General features: G+C 35.9%; 14 protein-coding genes and 3 tRNA genes. 6 read left to right on the forward strand and 11 right to left on the reverse strand.

What is annotated here, in order from left to right; all coding sequences use genetic code 11:
* Positions 1-189 precede the first annotated feature (189 nt).
* From B154_RS0124620 to B154_RS0124635, 3 genes are all read right to left on the reverse strand, one after another.
* A complete protein-coding gene (locus B154_RS0124620) occupies positions 190-2,553 on the reverse strand; it encodes a M4 family metallopeptidase (RefSeq protein ID WP_018617029.1) in 2,364 nt (787 codons plus the stop codon).
* Between the two features lie 571 nt (positions 2,554-3,124).
* Positions 3,125-3,796, reverse strand: coding sequence for a hypothetical protein (locus tag B154_RS0124630; RefSeq protein WP_018617031.1), 672 nt, complete (start codon positions 3,794-3,796; stop codon positions 3,125-3,127).
* A 12-nt stretch (positions 3,797-3,808) separates the two neighbouring features.
* Positions 3,809-5,299: a patatin-like phospholipase family protein gene (locus B154_RS0124635; RefSeq protein ID WP_018617032.1), complete on the reverse strand. Its 1,491-nt coding sequence runs from the start codon at positions 5,297-5,299 to the stop codon at positions 3,809-3,811.
* Between the two features lie 299 nt (positions 5,300-5,598).
* Between B154_RS0124635 and B154_RS0124645 the strand changes: the two genes are divergently transcribed.
* Complete coding sequence (locus tag B154_RS0124645) at positions 5,599-6,096, forward strand: ankyrin repeat domain-containing protein (RefSeq protein WP_018617034.1); 498 nt, start codon at positions 5,599-5,601, stop codon at positions 6,094-6,096.
* 64 nt (positions 6,097-6,160) lie between these two features.
* On the opposite strand, the gene B154_RS0124650 is transcribed toward B154_RS0124645, so the two are convergent.
* Positions 6,161-9,904, reverse strand: coding sequence for a hypothetical protein (locus tag B154_RS0124650; protein ID WP_018617035.1), 3,744 nt, complete (start codon positions 9,902-9,904; stop codon positions 6,161-6,163).
* A gap of 203 nt (positions 9,905-10,107) precedes the next feature.
* Between B154_RS0124650 and lpxB the strand changes: the two genes are divergently transcribed.
* From lpxB to B154_RS0124675, 5 genes are all read left to right on the forward strand, one after another.
* Positions 10,108-11,214 carry a lipid-A-disaccharide synthase gene (lpxB, locus tag B154_RS0124655; RefSeq protein ID WP_018617036.1) on the forward strand — a complete coding sequence of 369 codons (1,107 nt, stop codon included), beginning with the start codon at positions 10,108-10,110 and terminating at the stop codon, positions 11,212-11,214.
* A 348-nt stretch (positions 11,215-11,562) separates the two neighbouring features.
* On the forward strand, positions 11,563-13,116 hold the full coding sequence (locus tag B154_RS0124660) for a hypothetical protein (protein WP_342664138.1): 1,554 nt from the start codon (positions 11,563-11,565) through the stop codon (positions 13,114-13,116).
* An 811-nt stretch (positions 13,117-13,927) separates the two neighbouring features.
* Positions 13,928-14,167, forward strand: coding sequence for a hypothetical protein (locus B154_RS0124665; protein ID WP_018617038.1), 240 nt, complete (start codon positions 13,928-13,930; stop codon positions 14,165-14,167).
* A gap of 302 nt (positions 14,168-14,469) precedes the next feature.
* Complete coding sequence (locus tag B154_RS0124670; RefSeq protein WP_018617039.1) at positions 14,470-14,763, forward strand: hypothetical protein; 294 nt, start codon at positions 14,470-14,472, stop codon at positions 14,761-14,763.
* Between the two features lie 104 nt (positions 14,764-14,867).
* Positions 14,868-16,247 (forward strand): mercuric reductase, encoded by a 1,380-nt coding sequence (locus B154_RS0124675; RefSeq protein ID WP_018617040.1) that lies wholly within the window; start codon positions 14,868-14,870, stop codon positions 16,245-16,247.
* A gap of 193 nt (positions 16,248-16,440) precedes the next feature.
* Here the strand turns inward: B154_RS0124675 and B154_RS0124680 are convergent, their stop codons facing one another.
* The 7 genes from B154_RS0124680 to B154_RS0124715 form a co-directional block, all read right to left on the reverse strand.
* Complete coding sequence (locus B154_RS0124680) at positions 16,441-18,885, reverse strand: T9SS type A sorting domain-containing protein (protein WP_018617041.1); 2,445 nt, start codon at positions 18,883-18,885, stop codon at positions 16,441-16,443.
* A gap of 1,066 nt (positions 18,886-19,951) precedes the next feature.
* Entirely contained in the window at positions 19,952-20,551 is a 600-nt protein-coding gene (nusG, locus tag B154_RS0124690) for a transcription termination/antitermination protein NusG (RefSeq protein WP_018617043.1), read from the reverse strand.
* The gene (gene secE, locus B154_RS0124695; RefSeq protein ID WP_018617044.1) at positions 20,551-20,745 is read right to left on the reverse strand and encodes a preprotein translocase subunit SecE; all 195 of its coding nucleotides are present in this window, start codon (positions 20,743-20,745) and stop codon (positions 20,551-20,553) included. Before secE ends, nusG begins: the two co-directional genes overlap by 1 nt.
* Before the next feature lie 88 nt (positions 20,746-20,833).
* Positions 20,834-20,904: transfer RNA gene (locus B154_RS0124700), tRNA-Trp, on the reverse strand.
* A 102-nt stretch (positions 20,905-21,006) separates the two neighbouring features.
* A complete protein-coding gene (gene tuf / locus B154_RS0124705) occupies positions 21,007-22,194 on the reverse strand; it encodes an elongation factor Tu (RefSeq protein WP_018617045.1) in 1,188 nt (395 codons plus the stop codon).
* A 220-nt stretch (positions 22,195-22,414) separates the two neighbouring features.
* Positions 22,415-22,486: transfer RNA gene (locus tag B154_RS0124710), tRNA-Thr, on the reverse strand.
* A gap of 87 nt (positions 22,487-22,573) precedes the next feature.
* Positions 22,574-22,646, reverse strand: a tRNA-Gly gene (locus B154_RS0124715).
* Positions 22,647-22,719: the final 73 nt, after the last annotated feature.

Here is a 22,719-nt window from a genome sequence, read left to right on the forward strand (position 1 = left end):
CCCTTTATCGATTTTATTGCTACCATAGAAAGGCTATACTTTACTTGATGAATTGTGGTTGTTTATCTCAAACGTTTTAATTCTAATTACTTCTAAAAATTTAAAGTTACATGAAACTAAAGACACATTTTATGTACAAAAAAAGCTACCCGATATAGATAGCTTTTTTATTGCGTATACAGCTTGCTTTTATTTATTAATCATAATATGCTTTCGTTCAATTATAATATTATTTTGTTGCAGAACAATAATATAATTCCCGGTCGGAAGAGTGCCAGGAGTGCTTAAATTATACGTATGCATTCCCGCTTTCTGATAACCAAGCTCTTCATTTCGAAGCGAACGCCCATCCACGCTAATCAACCTCATTCTTACTTTGCCATCAGTCGCTAAATTATATTGTATTAATGCATTTGACCCCGTTACAGGATTCGGGCTAATTGTTAGCGAAGTCTCAATATCCTCCGCCTGTGCTACTATAGGCGCAACGGCTGTGGCGCTGCCAATATTTACCGTATAATCTTCCACTTCTCCATAGTTAAAGGTAGCACACGGATCGATAAATGAAGAGCCGTAACTCATTTGAATACGCAATCGCGTACTTCCTGTTTTAGCTGTTGAAGGAACAGTAAATGACAACGTTTTGGCCGTAGTACCATTTCCTCCTGCTACAGTCTCTCCCGGCCCGTTTAATGTGCCATCTCTATTGTAGTCTATATACACTGTCCAGTATTCGGTATAAGACGAACTTGTAAAGCCTGGCGTAAGTGTAATGCTGTAAGTCTTGCCTGCGGTAAGATTGGTTTTAAGGGCAGTATAGTCATTATAACCACTGTTATTAGTACTTGTATTGCTGATAGTACCAACTGCTACTTTTTTAATAAATTCATAAGCGGTGCTTGTACCTTTAGAAGCGCAATAAGTAATGCCGGTAACAGTTCCACTAGCAGTGCCAATACCTACTGCGTACCAGGCATTTTGCACTTGTTTTACTTCGTTAGATGTGTCGCCGTACAGGTCTTTAGCAGCCTGAATACATGCAATTCTCCAATCGGCATATTGAGACATACTGGTAAGGTAGGTAGTGTTGGTTCTATAAATTATCTTGTCTGCTTTGGCTAAGCCTATTCCGCTAACCGAATATTTTTTGCCTATATCGTTTGTACCAGAGCCACCTTTGACCAACAGGTAAAACATAAAGTTACCTACTCCACTGTTTGTATGCACACCATAGTTATCAGAGGACCCTGTAACCCAATAAGTGCCTTTGTACGTATCAGGCTGGCCATCTGCATTTGGGTTAGAGAAATCGCGTATTTCCCAACTCATATCATTACTTAATATCCAGCTGCTGTCATTCGGCTTTGTATAAAACTGTACTGATTTACCCATAATGTCGCTCATGCTCTCATTCATGGCGCCTGGCTCTCCGCTATAAGTCAGACCACTTGTTCTTTCTGTAACCCCATGCGTTAGTTCATGCCCTATAACATCAATACCTACAACACCTTTGCCATTAGAAGACAAATTACCATAATCCATTTCAGAACCATCCCAATAAGCATTATCTGGGTTATTAGGATCATTAACCCAGCTTATCAAAAGGTAGCCGGCGTTATCGATACTATTGCGGTTAAAATTATTTTTATAAAAATTATATGTGGAGACAACTCCATAGTGGGCGTCCAATGCCCATTGATCAACGTTTGAATATTTAAAATTGGCGGTACTGCTTGTATAGTCCGAGTGACTCCCATTGGCATGCAAAGTGATGATTCCGTTGCCTTTTGTGTAATCGCGCAGACGGTATGCCGAACCCGTAAAATCACTGTGAATAGTGTGTGCTCCGCTATATCCTGTATATGCAGTTCCCTTTGCATCAGAATGTTTTATTATCTGGTTTGTTCCCAGTATTTCACCGGATTGTGCATCTACATATACGTACTTGCGATCGAGCGGTACCAGGCTGTACACATCCACTTTGTAAGCCTGTGTAAGATGAGATGGATTTATTTCGCCTGGTCCGCTATACCAAACCTTTGAAGTACTGGGATAATAGGATGCATTATTTCCGTTCCTGAATTTTATCCTCTGTTGAAAATTGGAGTCCTCCCAGGCATATTTTTCTGCATGCACATAATTCAAAGCATTTTCAATAGCCTGCTCTGAAGAAAGAGAAAAAGAACGTTTTTCAATTTGCGGGTCAAATTCAGTGACAACAGTTCCGCTCAAAGATGTTAATCTTCCCTTCTCAGTATGCGCTATGTACATTGTATTCTCGATAGCAATGCCTTTATAGGTCTGATAATAGCGATAATGAATCATACCTAAATCATCCGTTTCGCTTTTTTGCAAAACAAGATCTGAATAAGCATCCAGGCCAAAAGCTATTTTTGCGTTCGCAGGATTGAAAGCTATCTGCAGATTTTTATCAAGCGTGGTAAAACTTTGCGTCAACCCTCTTTCTCCTCTTATCTGAAGACGAAGATCTTTTTGTGCAAAGGCACCTGTAAAAATAAAAAAAAGAGATAGTGTAAAAATTTGCTTTTTCATTCATGTTTTTGTTTTAGTATATTGTATATAGGCTATTGATTTCATTTACATACGTCCTGCATTCATCTAAAACTCCTATTTTGCCTTTATAGTATTTTCGCCAATCAATATTTTTACTCCATAAATAACTTTAAGAATGTGATAATATTCAACGAAAAATTTATAGATACCGATATTTTCGATTCTTTTATCGAGAAAATCAATTGCAGCTTTAATATAAACAAGTAGAATATTAGGATATTTAATGTTAATCGGTAGCAACTTCTGTAACAAAAAGAGCTGCTTGAAAAGAATAAGAATAGTACGAACTTTTTCAGTTCTTCTTTTTAAACTTTCTCGACAATTCTAACTAAACTCAGGCGTCATTTGATCTTTTAAGTATTTCTTATTTAGCTCTTTTAAGTATCTAAATAAATTGTTGAGCCTGGCTACTGATGCTATTGTCTATAGGCTTAACAAAACAGTGACTGTAACGCCTCTCTTGACCGAGAACCTTTTTGGTTCGTCAGTTAATTAATTTTAATTATACACTTATTAAAACAAAATATTGAACACCTTGTAAGTCCTTCTTCTATTGGTTTTCATCGAGGATGTTTTTCTTAGGAATGAAAATCAAAACCGCCAAAAACAATATTACTTCGACTATTACAATAATTATATAAGGTACTGAACCAGGAGAATAATGACCGGACAACCAGAAATAACAAATTGCACTAACTGAACACGCAACACCAACAAGCACAATTCCCCATTTTACAACTTCCATCATCAAATACAGTGTATATATAGGTCGGCTGGGCATTATAGGATCAGGATTTATTTTAACAAGCAAGTAGATGTTTTCTACGATATCAAATAGCCACGCTACAAGTTGTAACCATGCTAAAATCATAAATGCTTGTTGCGCCAACGGGGTGTCCATTCTTTCCGCAACTTTTTTACATAAAAGAAAAACAGATCCGTATGCACAAGGCATTGCTAAAAAATCAAAAAATAATTGACCTCTTATTGCTTTTAGTGTTTTTCCTGATTGCGAAGGAGGAAGCATATATACTCCCTTGATAATGTTTGCCAGTTCTAGAGGATTGGCAGCCAATTCAATATCAAATATACTAAACTTACGGATTACCACATCTTTTGTATAAAATTCTGATCCCAGAATAGTCATAACAATACTTAGAAGCAACATTAAACCAAATAAAAGACAGAAGACAAACAACTCGTTATGTATTGTAAGAGACATGCTTGTACCAGTTTAAGTAGTTGTCAAAATTTTTGAAGGCATGGGCATACCGGGCGTTTGCTCCTTCAGCAATTGCTTTCTCATCTCGTTTCTATCATTTTTATAATCATTCCAGTTAAACTTTATTAGAAAATCTGTAGCTGCCTGCGCACCGAGTACAAACATCTTTATTTTATCTGCGTCAGTCAGGAAAAAGTTGAGCCAGTTGAAATCTGGTAAATGAATTGTACCTATACCTTTTTTAAAAAATGCATTTTTAATTAAAAAATCTTTGTCGTAGTAAAAACGAATTGTATTAAACATTCTATAAAAGTATCCTCCAATGCTCCAACTTTCTGAATGTTTACTGGCATTATCAGGTTTTGTGTCATCGAGATCAATACCAAGAGATGGCAGTCGCGGTGTAATAACCCTGGGATTGTAAAACAAATTAATAGGAAAGTTAGACAATATGCCACCATCGACAAACCGCGCTGTTGTTGGTGGATCCTTTTCACCTAATTTTTGCCATTCGTCTTTTATTGCGTTTTCCTTGCATGGAATATCGTTTATAAAATAAGATTCAAAAAAAACCGGTATTGACATGGAGGCGCGTATAAAACCTGCGGGCTGAAGAGTATCTATATCTTCTTCTCTTCGAAAAAGATTGCACATAGCAGGAAATTGTATTTTGTTTTGTGTCACTAACTCAGATGCTATAAAAGTTACATCACCTTTAAGCCCGATCAGTCCTTCATCATTTGGCACTCTTAGATGAAGTCCCGGTATTGGAGCCTCTGCTTTAGCATTTAAGTCAGATACAGTCTTTACCCCGTTTGCAAGAAGTTGCTGCTTTATCCAGTCATAAAAATAATCGCCTGGATTGATGCCATAACCTGAGTTTTTAAGGCGCTTTAATAGAGTAGCTATGTAGGCAATGAGAATGGAAAGTAACAAAAGAAAAAAGCCGGTAAAAATAAAAAAAGCTTTGGTTACAACAGATATCCCGGGAAGAGCATGCTGCAAACCGAGAAAAACAAAGTCTGCGGCAAATAACAAGGCAAGTGTAAGAAGAATTCCCGTTATCCATTTTTTTACTTTAGCAGTAAAATCCTGCTCTGTAATAAAATTTTTAATTAGCCAACGAGCCGCGGGATGTCCATCTACAAGATTGAAAAAATTAAGTTTACATATTTCATCCAGTACCCGTATTGACTTGGCTTCTTCTTTTCTGCCTATTACAGTCATCAAAGCGGTATTAATGGCTCCAGCGCTAGTACCAGCGAGCCTGATAAAACGAATTCCCATCTCCTCGAGTATATAGGTGTAGCCAACGAGAGCTATGCCCAGTACTCCGCCACCTTTTTGTACAAGATTTGCATACTGACAACCTTTATCGTCTAACACATCAGATACAATGAACGGTCTGCTTTTAAATTCTGCTGAAAGCCTGGCCATACACTCCTTTACTGAACTATTATTTATAAAGTCATCAACCGAAAGAGGTGTATTTCCCACAGCCATAAAGTAAGTTTTCTAGAAAGACTAAAAATAACATTTTAAATCAATATTGTCAATAACGGTGGTTTAAAAATCCTAAATGAGGCAGAATGTATTACAACTATTAAACATTGATAATCAGACTAAAAAAGGCTTTTATTTCTTTCTTGTACAAAGACATTAACCAAATTTAAAATAAACAGAGACTTTTCTTCCTGTTTAGAAACCTGCTTGGTAAATGCTTTTGCAAACAAAGAATTTAATCATAAAAATTAAAATTTTTGAAAACTATATTTGCAATCCATCTTTAAGTAAATAAAAAAATGTCCTCAAATACAACTGATATTTTTGACGCATGCAGACAAGGTAACTTGCAGAGAGTGAAAGAACTTTACGAAGAAGATCGAGGTATAATTAACGCCGCAGATTTTAAAGGCTTTACACCACTAATACTCGCATCCTACAACAATCAACCGGAGGTAGTAGATTTTCTCTTAGAAAAAGGAGCAATAATTAATTCACCTGATGGTTCAGACAATTCCGCGCTGATGGGTGTCGCATTTAAAGGATATACGGAAATAGCTAAAAAACTTCTTGATATGGGTGCAAACGTTAATCAAAGAAATGCAAACGGAGCTACTGCCCTCACATTTGCTGCGACCTTTGGCCATCTTGCAATTGCAGAAATGTTGCTAAAAAAAGGAGCAGATATATACGTACCAGATGTAAGGGGCAAAAGCCCCTTAGACCATGCCCGAATGCAAGAAAACTGGGAAATGTATGACTTGCTGGGGCAATATACACCAGGAGGTTCTGAATAAAACGCAAAAGAGTAAGTCTGTGCGCTTTAGCTGCTAACGGCAGCAACTCCACCCTGATACAGCATTACGAGCTGCTTTTATTGCCCGGGCTATTAAAAGTGCCCTTGTCGAAAAGCTTAAGCATAGCGGGTAATAAAGCACCTAATGAGGTAATGATTGCTATCAATCTTTTAGAAGCTTCTTCCTGAGAAATAAAAATAAACACGGCTACGGCGATTATAATGATATAAAATACTGTTCTTACTATCGCCCAGGAACCTTTGTTTTCTGTACTTAATTTCCTTATTTCTTCAGACGTTTCTTTTGTAATCAAAAAATTTCGAAAACTCTGGGTCATTAATGTCAGGTTATCGTCCTCATCTTTTATCAACAGACCTTTGTTGTAGAGACCATATAAGGTTAATATTCTTTTGTAGTTAGTAAATCCATCGAGAGCAAAATCGTACAAAGTATACTTTTCTGTGTCGGTGCAGTCTTTCCATATGTTTTCATAAACAGGAACCAAGGCGAGGTGTATTTTTAAAATTCCCTCTCCCCCATCATTTTGCTTTAGAAGTATCCTTTCTTTTTTTCTAATTTCCGCAAAACTTACTTTATCAGGGGCAATAGAAAAGGTTTTACAAAAGTCACAAAGATTAATAATGTTGTACTTCTGTCTCACCCATTCCCTGTCCTGGCGGTCCGTAGTTATAGGGTCATCCCGATCGTTATTTACAAAATATCCAACAAGAAAAATCCTCGTGGCAACAGAATAAATAATCCTGTAAAAAACAATCAGAAACATAAGCAGAGACAACAAAACGAATAACCCGAGATAATTGCGAAAGAAATAATTAAATAAAGAGAACTTTGGGAACTCAGCGGTTAAAGAAAAAGAATCAGGGTTACGGTGGTCGGTTAAATTCTTGTAGTGCAGTTGTAAAGATTGAATATTCTTTTTCACATCAGATTTCTTCCAATAATAAAATGTATTGTGGCTGGTATCATCATAAAACTCATTGTGGTCTGGTGGAAGAAATAAGAATTTTGTAATAATCTTATAAAAAGGTGAACTGCGATCAATTGCGGGCGAATTTATAAATACCTCTTTTCGTAAAATATTATTATGTAAGTACAATCCTTTATCACGATAAAATTTCAGACTGTCAATAAAACGCGCTCCATCTTCTGGCGATAATAAGACCTTTGTTTGCCATTGTTTTGAATTAATTCCTGTTCTTCTTTGTTGTATTTTTTTTGCCAGGTCTACCTGGAAAGACGTTAGGTGGAGGTTTTTTTCTTCATGAAAAGCATAAGCAGTCAGAGTGATAGCAGGTATTACACAAATAACAGCGACAGATACCAACAGGGAAATAAGAAAATGATTTAAATAGTTAGAATTACATTCTTCGGGCTGATTGGAAAAGCTTACAAAAGTTCTCTTTCTACCAGAAAACATTGATTTAAAATCAGTACCTGCTATTATAAACATAATAATGGGCAATAACACAATTAAGATCCATATACTTACTGTCACATCATTATAACTGATATTGTGATGATTAAAAAAAAGAACATGTTGTAAGATTGAAAATAATAAGATGGACGATATATATAAAAAAAGGGCATTTTTTATCGAAAATAAAAACCTGGAAAAGAGTTTTTTCCTGAAAATTAATTGACCTTTTCTCTCACCTTTTGGCTGAAACCAATAAATAAATCTTTGTCCTCTTTTAATAATGTAATAACCCGTAACGGAAAATAAGGGCAGCAGGGCAGCAATGCACACCCCATAGATATAGGTATTTTCAGCAGATATAAAATGAGAAAAAAGATAAATAACCAAAACACTTATAATTAAATAAATATAGTTTTTCTTGTAGTATACCACCTTGCATGGTGATGGTTTAAGCCACTTAAGCGATCCGGGAACAAAAAACAATTTTGACATTCGTTTTCCCGAAATCATGATGCAGTAAGAGAATAAAGAAACAAATAAAAGGAGGATACTTTCGCAAACAAAAACAAAGGCAACAACATGAAAAGTAAAAAGATATTCGCCTCTTTTTCGATAATATGTAACAAGGTAATATGGTAATCCATCCAATGGTTTTACCATCATCTTTACCGGTTCATTATACAAATCTATATTGTTTATTAAAACACTGTCTTTATGGTTAACCGCGGTTAATAAGTCCTGGTTGTTGCTTGTCTCTTCAAACAGGTTTTCCCTGAGACTTCTTGCATTGTCTGAGTGGCACATTATCTCCCCGTTTTCATCAATTAAACAGTAACCATAACCCGCAGGCAAAACCGTATTGTATAGAGAATACATTTTGCCTGAAAGTCCCGTTACGGCTACTTTGTTTTCATCTGCTATTTTAACGTGGGCAGGAATGGCAATATTTATTGTGTAATCACCAGTCAGCCGCGACAAGGTTGGGTACAAACTAAAAGTATCTGAGGAACCGGGTAAAGAATAACCTCTATTGTACCTGATATCCCGGAAGTATGGCCTGTCAGATAATTTGAAATAGGTAGCTGGCTTTTTAAGGAAATTCCATGCTGCAATGTCATTTCCATTAACGTCCATCCAATGAACGTTTTCAATATTTTTATAATATTGAGGATAGAAGATGAAATCTTTTATGTCTATGGTATCTATCCCCGGCAGAGAGTCTATACTTTTTACTTTTCCACTATCCCTTATAAAAACGTTTAAAGGAGGATTATTAAGGATACTATCGAAATGCTTCGCCTGCAGAATTTCCTGTTTAATCTCATTGTAAAAATTATCGGTTATTTCGTTTTGTAGGGAAGACAATACTTCTTTAGAAAACCGGTCAGGATAATTATACAAAAAAATAGAAGTGCATATTAAGGTTACAAAAATTGGTATGATGAAAATGATAGCAATAATCAGTCGCACGTCGTCAATAGTAATGTTCTCATGAACAGATAAAACGTAAATCTTTAAAAAAGGCAAGGCGAGCAGCAGAAGTATAAGCAGTACCCCTATGACGATGATAAAATCTACGGGAATGGCCTGCGATTGCTGCCTGTATTTTTTCTCTGAAATAATGCCTGCCAATACAAAAGTTTTATCAGAAATAGTTCTCATCTTAAAAGGGATAAGAAACATTTTATAAGTAATTCCTTTGATGTCTACATCTCTTAATACAGGCGCTTCAAGATTGTTATTAAAAAGGGAATCAACATCAATGTTGGCAATATCTATGTTTGCTGATTTATACAAAATAGAATCGTACCTGTTTATATTTTTTTCTTCTTTGCTTGCCAGGTTATGTATTTGTTTCACAAGAAGAACGGCTTCAAATGTATTGGGATAAATGGCGATAAGAGGTTCCAGTATTTCATTTAATGGCTGCGCTTCTGTTAAAACGACTTTGTTATCTTGTCGTATTTCAGAGAACAGAGTGTCTTCTCTGCTTCTGCCTAAAGAGATAAAATTTTTAGATGAAAACAAGGAATCAATTTGTGAAGGGTTTCCTTTAAAAGAGCCTTTAAAAGTGTTGGCAAAGCCAGATGGAGAACTGTTTTTTAAATCCTTAATGCTTATTTTAGTGTCCTTTAAATAATGGGTGTTGAAAAAACGATTGATGCTAAAAGCTCTGAAATTTTCTAATCTTTCCGAAAAGTTACTGGTTATTTCATGTAATATTCTAAAGGTCCTTAAATTAAAATCTGCGTGTTGCTGAGGCAGAAATACGAGGTAATACATAGAAATAAAAGTGCCCGTTATACCAACAAACAGGGCAGCAGTAATAAGCCTGCGAACAACGGGTGAGTATATTCCTTTTTCAGCCATTAAAAATAAAATTTTTGAAGGTTGGTAAAAAAGGCAGTTTAAATATACGCATTATATAAGAAATGAAAGTTGTAACACACTTTTAAAAGCGAATTCTAAAAGAGTCTTATAATTGTTCTTAACTCTATAAAATTTATTACTCTTTAATTAACTTAATTTGTAGTGCAATAATCTGTTGCAATGCTACTTTGATAAGATTTGATATGAGATATTACATAATAGCAGGAGAAGCAAGTGGAGACTTACACGGCAGTAATTTAATAAAGCAACTGCACGTCCTTGATGCAAATGCAAATATACGTTGTTGGGGCGGAGACCTGATGAAGGCTGAAGGCGCAACAATTGTAAAACATTATAAAGACCTGGCTTTTATGGGATTTGTAGAGGTACTGATGAATTTACGTACCATTCTAAAAAACATTGATTTTTGTAAAAAAGACATTACTTCTTTCAAACCTGATATTTTAATTTTAATTGATTATCCCGGCTTCAATATCAGAATTGCTGAATGGGCAAAAAAGGAAGGAATAAAAACCGTTTACTACATCTCGCCCCAAATATGGGCGTGGAAAGAAAACAGGGTGCATACTATAAAAAAGTATGTAGATAAAATGCTCGTGATTTTACCTTTTGAAAAAGACTTTTATGGCAAATGGAATTACGAAGTTGAATATGTGGGTCACCCATTGGTGGAAGTTATTGACAATTTCAAATTGAAACACCCGAAAGAGGAAACTGTAGGAAAGAAAATTATTGCCCTTTTACCCGGAAGCAGAAAGCAGGAAATAAATGTAAAACTTCCGGTAATGCTGGAGGTAAGCAAAGCTTTTCCCGATTACGAATTTGTGGTAGCAAAAGCCCCTGGAATGGAAGATAGTTTTTATGAACCTTTTCTTATAAAGTATGGTAATGTATCTGCCCTCGCAGGAAAGACATATGATGTTTTGAACAAGGCTACGGCTGCCCTGGTAACAAGCGGTACAGCTACATTAGAAGCTGCACTATTCGGTGTGCCGGAAGTAGTTTGTTATAAAGGCAACCCTATCTCTTACCGCATCGCAAAATGGGTTATTAAAGTAAAATATATATCATTGGTAAATCTGATAATGGATAAGGCTGTCGTAAAAGAACTGATACAGGATGAAATGACTACAGAAAATTGCACAAAAGAGTTAAGAGAGCTGCTTGAAAATACTGATCGAAAAAAACAGCTGGAAAAGGATTATACAGATCTTAAAAACCTGCTTTCGCAGGGAGGTAACGCATCAGCAAATGCTGCTAAGATCATTTCTGATTTCGTAAAAAAGTAAATCATTAAAACAAAACATTTTTTTAAGATATAATCTAAGGATTAGTTTGAGAATAAAAAGTCTGGCTAAAAAAAATGGCCTCTCCGTGGAAACGGAGCGGCCTCTAACGATTGCTTGCCATATGAAAATCTTCGAATAATCTATCTTTGCGCTGACTTTTACAGCTTAGTTTGCTTTGAGAACTTATTTCAAAAATTTCGTTTTTTGTTTTTTCTCATCCTTGCAATACAAATGTAGGTCGGTATTTTACAATAAAATAAACAAAGTATTTATCGTTTCATTACCGCTAAGAGGTTAATGCTTTTGTTAAAACTCAAGCCAGTATTAGATTTCAACCTAATTTTCATAATGATGTCCAACCGATTTTCAGATACATTATTTCAGCTTATACACTCTCTGGAAAAGTCAGAAAAAAGGAATTTTAAGCTTTATATCAAAAGAAATTCGTCGAAAGAAGATCTTAAAATTATTCAGCTGTTCGATGCTATGGATAAATTGAGTGAGTATGATGAAAAGTTACTTCTTAAAAAACTTTCTTCTATAGAGAAGCCACAATTATCAAATTTAAAAACACACCTGTATAAACAGCTTCTGGCAAGTCTTAGAATATTAAAAACTTCAGAGAACATCGACCTTCAACTACATGAGCAACTGGATTACGCACGTATCTTATACAACAAGGGACTGTATCTGCAAAGCTTAAAAATTTTAGATAAATTAAAAGAGTTCGCCCGGTTTTACAACCAGGACAGCTTTTTAATACAGGTTATTTCACTGGAAAAAAAAATAGAGACTCTACATATAACACGAAGCATGCAAGACCGGGCAGACAGGCTGACGGCAGAAGCAAATGAAATAAGTGAGAGAAGAGCTACCATTACACAATTTTCAAACCTTGCATTACAATTGTATAGCTGGTATATAAAAAACGGGCACGCCAGAAACGAGGATGAAGAAAAAGATGTAAAAAAATTCTTTTTTGAGCACCTGCCTCCTAATGCACAGGATCAGAAAGGATTTTATGAAAAAATGTATCTCTTCCAAAGCTTTTGCTGGTACGCCTATATCCGCCAGGATTTTTTAATGTACTACCGCTATACGCAAAAGTGGGTAAATCTTTTTCACGAAGAACCAATAATGATAGACGTTGAGACAGGTCATTATATTAAAGGAATGCACAATTTACTAAATGCACATTTTGACCTTCGAAATTTCAAAAAGTTCGATGAAACCTTGCAGCAGTTTGAAAAGTTTTCACACTCTGATCCCTCCATGCGTCATGATAATTTTCGTATTCAAACCTTTGTCTACATATACAGTGCAAAAATTAATCAGCACTTTATGTGTGGCACCTTTCAGGAAGGCCTTGCCATGGTTCCTTATATAGAAGAAAAGCTGAAAGAATATGCATTATTTATAGACCAGCATAGAGTTGCAGTTATTCATTACAAGATAGGAATGTTGTATTTTGGAAATGAAGATTATGGTACTTCGATTGATTATCTTCATAAGATAATCAATAACAATGTTGATTCAATTAATGATCTGCAATGTTATGCACGATTAGTACATATGATGGCGCACTATGAACTGGGTAATTTTGAAATCATAGATTATTTGATAAAATCGGTCTACCGTTACATGGCAAAAATGAAAAAACTTACGGTAATTGAAGAGGAAATGTTTAAGTTTCTGAGAAGGTCATTTCGTATATCTCGTGAAAAAATGAAGCCGGAATTTGTGAAATTTTTACAAACAATAAAAAAATACGAAAAAGATCGTTTTGCAACCCGATCTTTTGCCTATCTCGATATCATTTCATGGGTAGAAAGCAAAGTGCATGGAAAAAAAATGAGTGAAATAATAAAACAAAAGTATTTAATCAGCACTCACAGAGCTTGACAGGACAGGAAGGAAAACGACTTGTTGTACCAAACAAGAATTTACAATAATTAGATGTCAATAACGATTTCCGCTGATTTTCTTAAAGAAATTTAAAAATGATTTATTACCCTCCAAAAATTTATAAAGATACTTTTCGCAATTACTTTTTATCGTAATTTTACTCCTCACCAAAGAAAAGGAGGTATTCATGCAATCTACAGATAAATCATGGAAACCTTCGGTTGGTATCGCCTAACCGGGTTTCTCCATTATAATGATCTGCTGACGCTATAAGCGTTGGGAGCCACTAAGTATACTTAGTGGCTTTTTTTGTTTAAAGGTCTCAAGTCAACATCCTTTTCCAGGTTTTATCCCTTCTATCGCTTTATTTCCGGCTGTTTCTGCTTCCTCTCCAGATAATCTCTCAGCCCCACTGGCTACGTCTACTGCCTCTCAGGATGCCCGTATCGTTACTTAGAATGTTTTTAACCGATTTACTTCTGCCCTATTGCTTGCCCCCGTGTTGATTATCATTTCCTAGTATCATGACTACATATTTCTATACCATTTATACAGACACAGTAATCACAGATTTCCCTTTTCCCCATTCCATTTTGTTCCGTTTATGTTTTTCTACATGTCTCATGAAAAGACTTTGATCTAAAATAATATCACTATACGATGCTTAACAAAAGCAGGCAGATTTCTAATAACTGTTAAACACTTTGAAGCAAGTATTTTTAAATTAAATGATACATCTACAAAATTTTGAGATGGCAAGAAAATTGAAATGATTAATTAATCTAATAAATAACTAAAAATACAAAGTATGAGTACTAACTTCAATCCACAACACCAGGAAGGACCTGTAGCTGAAGCTATAGAGGAACAAACGGCAAAATTGCCCTCCGATTTATTTTTATGGGCTGCCCTTGGTTCTATGGCAGTTTCACTGGGCTTTAAAATAGCAAATAAAAATGATAAAGCTTTGTTTGTAGGGCAATGGGCAGCACCTTTTTTACTACTCGGGCTCTACAATAAAGTTGTAAAACTTGAAGGACACGATTAATTAAAACCTTAATCATTAACTTCTCTATTACAGGTTTAAGTTTCTATTGACTTAAACCTGTATTTTTTCAAAAAGAAAAATCTGAGTTGCATTAAATTCAATAGAAAAAGTAAGGTCATTTGTCTTCGGTACCTAAATATTTTCATTTGCAAGCGGGCATGTTTTTAAGACAAAAACGTATTCATGTCATACCACCTCAAGCATCTTTTTTCAATAAAACACCTCTAAAACCAAATTATCCCCCATTTCATGAAACTTTTTTCTTTTAAAGTGCATCTAATACTGAAGAAATAAATGTTATTATGCCTTCTATTGTTTTAAAAACTTCTAACCAAACGTTATACTACTCCACTTTGGAAGCGGTAATTAAAAACCCTATAGGTAAAGTAAGTGCCACATTAATTGAATATATAATTACTACTGGTAAAGAAGATGCCTCTAACATTTTTTGCAAATTGTACAAAACAAAAGAAGGATTTTGGTATGATCCGGCAAGTCCAGAAGACCAGATAGACATTAAAACAAAGCATAACATAAAGGCCGCCATTGACGCTGCAGAAAATAAAAGTACTACGCCAAAGCCTTTTCATATTTAAATTTACATTGTAACAGCAAAGTTGGTGAAATCTTGCCAGGCTAGTATAGCCTGCCGGTTTGTTGACGATATAGCATTAACCATCCCGCAAAAAAAATAATCGCTATGAGAACTTTTGATGCTATTATAATTGGCTCCGGACAGGGAGGTACCCCCCTTTCAAAAAAACTTGCAAAAGCAGGTTGGAAGACGGCATTAGTGGAAAAAGATTTCATCGGCGGCACTTGCATTAACAATGGATGCACTCCCACCAAAACTATGATCGCTTCAGCTAAAGTTGCCTACACTATAGCAAATGCAAACGCGCTGGGAATTATAACTAACGGCTATTCTATTAATATAAATGAGGTTATTGCACGAAAAAGAAAGGTAGTAAATAGTTTTAGAAATGGTTCACAGCAAGGTGTAGAAAAAACTGAAAACCTTACTTGGCTTTTCGGCTCTGCATCTTTTATTGATAAAAAGAAAATACAGGTACAACTGAAAGATGGGACAACAGAAATAATAACGGCAGATAAAATTTTTCTTGATGTTGGCAATCGCCCTTCGGTTCCTTCTATTCCCGGGTTAGAACAAGTATCATACCTCGACTCAACCTCTATGATGGAATTAACTGAAATTCCATCACATTTATTAATTATAGGCGGTGGCTATGTTGGTTTAGAATTTGGCCAAATGTATCGAAGATTTGGAAGTGAAGTTACTATACTTGAGCAAGGTAAAAGATTTTTGTCAAGAGAAGATGAAGATATTGCAGAGGTAGTCGAAGACTTTTTAAAAAAAGAAGGTATTAGAATTGTAACAAATGCACAGGTAACAAAAGTCGAAAAACAGTCTGTGAAACTGCAATTAACAGTAAGAATAAATGATATTGATGAAATAATTGAATGCAGTCATGTTCTTGTTGCGGCTGGAAGAACACCAAATACTGATCTTTTAAATTTACCTGCAACCGATATAGCAATAAATGAAAGAGGCCAGGTAGTAGTGAATGAGAAGCTCGAAACTTCTGTAGAAGGTATTTATGCAATAGGTGATGCAAAAGGAGGTCCTGAATTTACCCATATCTCCTACAACGATTATATCATTCTTACTAATAATTTACTGTATAACAAAGCAGAAACTACGTTAGGTCGTATGATTCCATATTGTATGTTTACCGATCCACAATTAGGCCGTATAGGCATAACGGAAACGGAAGCACGCAAAAAAGGCTTGCCCATAAAAGTAGCTAAGCTGCCAATGGAGAAAGTAGCGCGCGCGGTTGAAACAGGAGATACCAGGGGAGTACTAAAGGCGGTGGTTGACGCCGAAACAGGCAAGATATTGGGCGCGGCCATCGTAGGCGAGGAGGGTGGAGAAATTATGTCTGTATTACAAATGGCAATGGCAGGAGGCATCACTTACAAAACCATTGCCGATATGATTTTTGCTCATCCGCTCTATGCCGAATCTTTAAATAACCTGTTTTTAAACCTGGAATAAAACTGGAAGCAGAAACAAAATAATCAGGCATCAAGGCTTTCGTCTTTAAGTTTAGCCCCTTGTTTAGTTGTCGCAACAGCATATTTTGACTTAAATTTCTCCAACAACTTTTTTTGTAAATGTGAGGGTAAAACAAGAAAGAGTAGCCGTTTTACAGCTACTCTTTCGTTAATAGAAATTAAACTTTTGGACTCTATTTTAATTTGATCATTTTGCCCATCTGGTTAAATACTTTTTCTTTAGCTACTGCATTTAATCTATAATAATAATTACCAGAGTTCGCAGGATTAAATTCTACTGTGTAATTACCTGATGTCTTATATCCATCTACAAGAGTAGAAACTTCTCTACCCATAACATCATATACTTTCAAAGACACCTTACTGTCATATGGCAAAGAGTATTGAATAGTTGTTGATGCGGTAAATGGATTAGGATAGGTAGTTACTTTGTATGTTATCACAGGTGCCGCCTTTTCATCTGGCAATGGTCTGTAATATTCATCAATGTTATGGTCACCTGGACAATAACCTAATTTGTCTCCATTACGTAAGTGCCTTTGTACTTGTCCTCTAGGAACACATTCTGTTTCGTGTCCATTCTCACATATTACTATTCTCTCCAGATTTTTTCCGCACCTTACATCAATTACGTTTATGGTAAACCTTCTTACAAGCCTGCATCCATTTTTATCGGTTATGACGACAGTGTAAGTCGTAGTTCTGGTTGGACAAGCCTGTATAGATGAACTTGTTGCTCCCGTATTCCATCTGTATGAATAAGGCGCAGTTCCACCACTTACAGGTGGTGCGGTTAAAGTAGCACATTGAGGACCATAACCTCTGTAAATAGTGAAGCGTTTTTGCCCTGGAACAGGAGTCTCAGGAGACATAGTAATATTTCCACCTCTTAAAGTAGATGAAACTTCCTTAATTGTTACCTGGCAGGTTCTTGTGAAGCAATTATCACTAACTGTTAAGGTATAATCACCTGGGGGCAGGTTGCTTATAGTAGGGGTTCTGCCTACAAAATTACCAGCAGAATTTACCCATCTATACCTGACGTCTCCAACTGCATTAGATACTGCACCCGCAGTGGCTGAGCCATTATTATTACCACAATAAGCGTCTGTCCAAGAACAGCTACCTAGGGTTAACTGACCTACTCTGATCCTGTAAACGTTTACATCGCTTGTACATTCATTTGCGTCTATTTTTCCATTGTTATTTGCATCTATAAATGCCCTAAATCTCATTGTTAACATACCCGGTTGAGATGTATTTACCAATGCTACAGTACCTTTAGCTCCTTCAAAAGCCCCAATTTTAGCAGAACAGTTATTGCAGAATGGTGCAGTTACATTACTAAGCTCAGTAGTTTGGTAGACCTTAAGCAGGGGATCACTAGAACCATTTGCATCCTTAAAGAGACCAAAAATTACATTATCAGTTTTGTTACAAACAGCTAAAAAAGCACGGTCTGTATCACCATCGTGATGAGTTTCGATAACTCTGTCATTAATGGTGGTGTATAAATGTATAGGTTTAGGCTGGTTAATCATAACCTGGCAGGTTTTTGAGAAGCAATTGTCACTAACAGTAAGGGTATATAGACCTGCCGGAAGGTTGTTTACAGTAGATGTTGTTCCAACGACTTTACCCAGCGAATCTACCCATTTATAGCTAACATCACCTACTGCATTAGACACAGTTCCTGCAGTTACAGAGCCATCACTACTCCGGTAACAGGTTGCATCTGTTTTTGTACAAGAACCAAGAGTAAGCTGTTTCGACACTGTTATCGTGTAAGTAACTAAGCCGTCCGGTGTACAAGCCTCGTTTCCATCTATTGCTCCATTCTTATTTGAGTCAATAAATGCTCTAAACGTCATTACCAATATGCCACTCTTGCTTGTATCTATCAAAGCGGCAGTGCCTTTTTGCTTATCAAAAGCTCCAATTGGTGCCGAACAGTTATTGCAGAATGGGGCAGTTACATTAGTTAGCTGAGTAGTTTGGTACACCTTAAGTCTCGGATCGGTAGAACCGTTTGCATCGGTAAATGGTCCGAAGGTGATATTATCGGGTTTGTTGCAAGCAGTGAATGCTACGCTAGCGTTATCTTTTGAGTTCGCAGTAGTACCGTTTATGTTCGTAACCAGGTTTAGAGAAACAGTTACGGTATAAATAACGGAATCACCTGCACATTCATTTGCATCTACAGAGCCATTATTATTATCATCAATAAACGATTGAAAAATCATCACCAAATAACCAGGCTTAGCTGCATCTATTAGTGCGGCGGTGCCTTTACTTCCTTCAAAAGCTCCAATCTTTGCTGAGCATTTAGTACAGAATGGAACTGTTACATTATTGCGCAAAATTGTTTGATAAACCTTAATATTAGGATTGGTAGAACCGTTCGCATCACTAAAGGCACCGAAAGAGATATTAGAGTTATTACAAACAGTTATTGAACCCCTATCAGGCACGCCATCATTATTAGAATTTACAGTGACGCCGTTTATTGTTGTAATTAATTTAGGACAAGCAACATCATTTCTTCCATCTTTTTTTCCTGCAAATACAATGACGGAAAAAAACATGTATAAAATAAGTAAAAGGTTTTTCTTTTCCATGATAACTATTTTTAAAAAATAAAAATGAATTATTTGAAATGTTTTAGGGAAAAGTACTCCTTACCTATAGAAAGTATTATTTCCAGAGGGATATCATAAAAAATGTCACGGCAAAAATTGACAGAAGTAACACTTGTCTTACCGGCGTCATTATTGCCCATAGATATGTAATTATGACTTTACATAATGTTATTTTTATCTGGAATAAAATGTAATTTTAAAAGTAGGGTACTATTGTTGGCTAAGGGGAGGAGAAAGGTCTTCGCTTGAAAGATTGCACCTGTAAAAGAAGGAATAAAGATTTTCCATACAACAGATTTAAAATCAAGGGTACTATAAAATTAATGTCGGGACATCTCGACTAATTAAAAAGATAAATATTGTATTATAGCCGAATAAGTTCTTAAGCGGTGCTTAGGAATACTACACCTTTAATAAGCTTTCGCCTTAATTTAGGATAGAGGATATGAAGTTAGTGTTTGTTACAAAAAGCAGATGGCAGTTAATTGAGCACCAGTGAACCAGCAAGAATAAAGATATAATATAAAATTTAAATATGCAATAGTGCTGTATATTATTTTATTTTTCACTGTAGTTACTGAATACAGAAGGAATTTAAAACGTGTACTAATCGCTTAATTGTTAATTGCTTTATTTATAAGGCCGAAGGAATATAGCAGAAAGTATAGTTTTTCCAATCACTTGTTAAAATGATTAATAAACTATCTGTAACGATAGCAACATGTCATTGTTTAATCATTATTATACTCACACTTCGACACCGATTATGCGGGCTATTACGACCTAAAACAATAGGTAGAGTTGAATAAATGGCCCTTCAAAAATATTTTTACCAGGTACTGCGACCACCTTTATTTAAAACAATATCAATTGTAATTATTGACAGAATTGCAATTGATATAACAACAAATCAAAGACAAATTAAGCACACCGTTCACTTTCTTAAAAATATATTTGTTTTTGATTTACCAAAAGGCCTTTTATAAACAGAAGAGGCTGCCTGAATACAAGCAGCCTCTTATAATAATCTTCAAAATGAAAATCGCTAACTCAACTTTTCAACCTGCATATAATTCAATTCCACAGGAGTTGAACGTCCAAATATTTTTACTGTTACTTTCAGTTTCTTCTTATCATCATTTACTTCCTCAATTACTCCATTAAAATCATTAAATGGACCTTCAATAATTTTAATTGTCTCTCCCACAATAAACGGCTCGTTCATTACAATACCCTGGTCATTCATCTCATCTACTTTGCCCAGCATTTTATTTACTTCAGCCTTGCGCAAAGAAATAATGTTTCCCTTTGCACCTTTTCCATCTGTTAAAAAATGCATTACGTTACTAACATTACTTATATGTTGCACCATATCATCTGTTAACTTACCATCGCTAACTTCGATCATTACATACCCTGGAAAATAGTTTTTCTCTCGCATTACTTTTTTACCATTCTGAACCTTATATACCTTTTCCATTGGTAAAAAAACCTGCTTAATTGTTTCACTCCAGCCACTGCGATTAACTTCTTTATCCAGGTACTCTTTCACTTTACGCTCCTTACCACTTACAACACGAAGAACATACCACTTCGTATCGTCATGCTGAGTCTCCTGCTGTGATTGTTCAATTGTTGATTCCATTATTTAAATAAAGAATAAATAGCCTTTAAAAAATTTTGTGATGCAAAGTCCATTATCCAAACAAGTGCAGTTAAGATAACAGTTGTAATCAACACTATTATAGTAGATTGCTGAAGTTGCAACCATGTAGGCCAGGTTACCTTCTCTGTTAATTCATGATAACTGCCACGAAAATAGTTAGATATTTTGTTCATTGTTTTAATTTGGAAACGTGAAAGTTAGTCAATTTGAAAAAAAACTACTCTTTTCAACCCATTGACAAGTCATCTTCAGATTGCTAAGCACGGGAACAAGGATTCGAACCCTGATCAAAGGTTTTGGAGACCTCTATTCTACCATTGAACTATTCCCGTAAAGAAAAAGTATCAAGATATTAGTATAAAGCGTCAAGATAAAACAAAATTACATCTTTCTCTTGATACTAATGTCTTGATACCTGATACTATAACTAAGTACTATTTTAAAATTTCAGTTACCTGACCGGCACCTACTGTACGACCACCTTCACGAATAGCGAATTTAAGACCTTTCTCCATCGCAATTGGTTGTATCAATTTAACAGTAAGACTAGTATTATCACCTGGCATTACCATTTCTGTTCCTTCAGGAAGTACACATTCACCAGTTACGTCAGTTGTACGGAAGTAGAACTGAGGACGGTATTTATTAAAGAACGGCGTATGACGGCCACCTTCTTCTTTGCTTAGTACGTAAACTTCACCTTTAAACTCAGTGTGTGGTGTAATAGAACCTGGCTTACAGATAACCATTCCACGACGGATTTGAGTTTTCTCAATACCACGTAAAAGAAGACCTGCATTATCACCAGCTTCACCTTCGTCAAGCAATTTCTTAAACATTTCAACACCAGTAACGGTAGAAGTCAAAGGAGCTTCCATTAAACCTACAATTTCAACGCCCTCACCAACTTTAATACGACCTCTTTCTATACGGCCAGTAGCAACAGTACCACGACCTGTAATTGAAAACACGTCTTCTACAGACATAAGGAATGGTTGATCAACAGGACGGGGAGGAAGAGGGATGTAAGTATCAACAGCATCCATCAATTCGTCAATTTTAGCAACCCACTTGTCCTCACCAGCTAAAGCGCCGGTAGCAGAACCTTGTATAATTGGAGTGTTGTCACCATCGAAACCATAAGAGCTCAACAAATCACGGATTTCCATTTCTACAAGCTCTAACAATTCAGGATCATCAACTAGGTCAACTTTATTCATAAAAACCACAATACGTGGAACACCTACCTGACGTGCAAGCAAAATGTGTTCTTTAGTTTGAGGCATAGGACCGTCAGTAGCGGCAACTACAAGAATTGCACCGTCCATCTGTGCAGCACCTGTAATCATATTCTTCACATAGTCAGCGTGACCAGGACAGTCAACGTGAGCATAGTGTCTGTTTGCAGTCTGATATTCTACGTGAGCAGTATTAATAGTGATACCTCTTTCTTTCTCCTCAGGTGCACCATCAATTTCATCGTAGTTTTTCTTTTCCGCTAAACCCTTTTTTGACAAAATATCGGTAATAGCGGCAGTTAAAGTTGTTTTACCATGGTCAACGTGACCTATGGTACCAACGTTAACGTGAGGTTTATCCCTCTTAAAATTCTCTTTTGCCATTTTATTTGTTTTTAGATTGTGGTTCTTTTAAAATTAGACCTGCTTTCAATGCGCGAAAATAGGCTTTTGTTTTCATTTCTTTTACTATCGCCAGTTAATCAACATTAAATCCTAAAAATATATTGAGGATTCCTTCACACCTTTTAACACCAATACTCCGCGAAGCAGAGTAGTTGTTTTATCTCCTGTCATTAAACACAGCCTGCGCGACAATAAGCAGAGCTGTTGATGAGAATTGAACTCACGACCTCTTCCTTACCAAGGAAGTGCTCTACCCCTGAGCTACAACAGCTTTTGAAAGTCATTGAAGTCGTGGTCATTAAGTCAATAAGTACAAATACTACTGACCCATTGACTTAATGTCTTATAACCAGTTTTGAGCGGAAGACGAGTCTCGAACTCGCGACCTATAGCTTGGAAGGCTATCGCTCTACCAATTGAGCTACTTCCGCTTTTTAGATTAAAAGATTTGAAACTGCCTCGATTCGAAAATTATAAGCACAATCAAATATTCAATCATTAATT

It is taken from the genome of Segetibacter koreensis DSM 18137 (assembly GCF_000374045.1).
In the GTDB taxonomy this organism is placed as follows: domain Bacteria; phylum Bacteroidota; class Bacteroidia; order Chitinophagales; family Chitinophagaceae; genus Segetibacter; species Segetibacter koreensis.